This is a genomic window from Allobaculum fili (assembly GCF_020969955.1).
Taxonomy (GTDB): Bacteria; Bacillota_I; Bacilli_A; order Erysipelotrichales; family Erysipelotrichaceae; genus Allobaculum; species Allobaculum fili.
In genome coordinates this window covers 1-624 of record NZ_JAHDSX010000101.1, presented here as the reverse complement: position 1 = coordinate 624, position 624 = coordinate 1, and the positions used below count along the sequence as shown (strand labels likewise).

The following is a 624-nucleotide window of genomic DNA, read 5'->3' as shown; positions in this document are numbered from 1 at the left end:
TGGAGAAATCGATACCGAGATCGATTGCAGGGATGATTGATTCCATGAAAAAGCCTCCTTGAATAAAGGAATTATCCCAAGGAGGCGGTCGAGAAAATACCCGTCTTTTATTTGACGCTTACTTCGTTTCGACTTCTGCACGACTCAATTCGGGATAAATACAGGTCAATGCGGATCTCATTCGTGTCGTTGCGGGTCAGATACAGCTCAATGCGGATCATATTCGAGTCAATACGGTTCATTTCAGATCCTGCCTGGGCCGTCGATGCTGCTCTCCTTCGACCAACGGGCCCTTTCCAGTGGGGAAAGGGGGAAAAACAACCCCCTCTAAGCGCCTCTGGATTATGCCCGAAGGGCCTCGCGGATTTGCCAATTATCACTTTTGTACAAGTTTTGAAACCGCGAAATGAGCCGTCCAACAAGAAAGGCCAAATCATCTCAAATGGATGATTTGGCCTTTCTTTAAAACGTCTAACCGAATGGCACTGGGAGAAAATGGGTATGTCAAAAATTTTGTGTAAATTCGTTTTTTGGTAGTTGAAACATTTGGCCGTTTCGAAGGCTCAAAACACCTCGCTGGACGAGGAGCGAGTGAAAATTTCTGGAGCGGCCCTTTATAGCGGG

At 46.6% G+C, this 624-nt stretch carries 1 protein-coding gene; it reads right to left on the bottom strand.

Going from position 1 to position 624, the window contains the following annotated elements:
- Positions 1-107: 107 nt before the first annotated feature.
- Positions 108-242 (bottom strand): hypothetical protein, encoded by a 135-nt coding sequence (locus tag Afil_RS11165; protein ID WP_255658396.1) that lies wholly within the window; start codon positions 240-242, stop codon positions 108-110.
- Positions 243-624 lie beyond the last annotated feature (382 nt).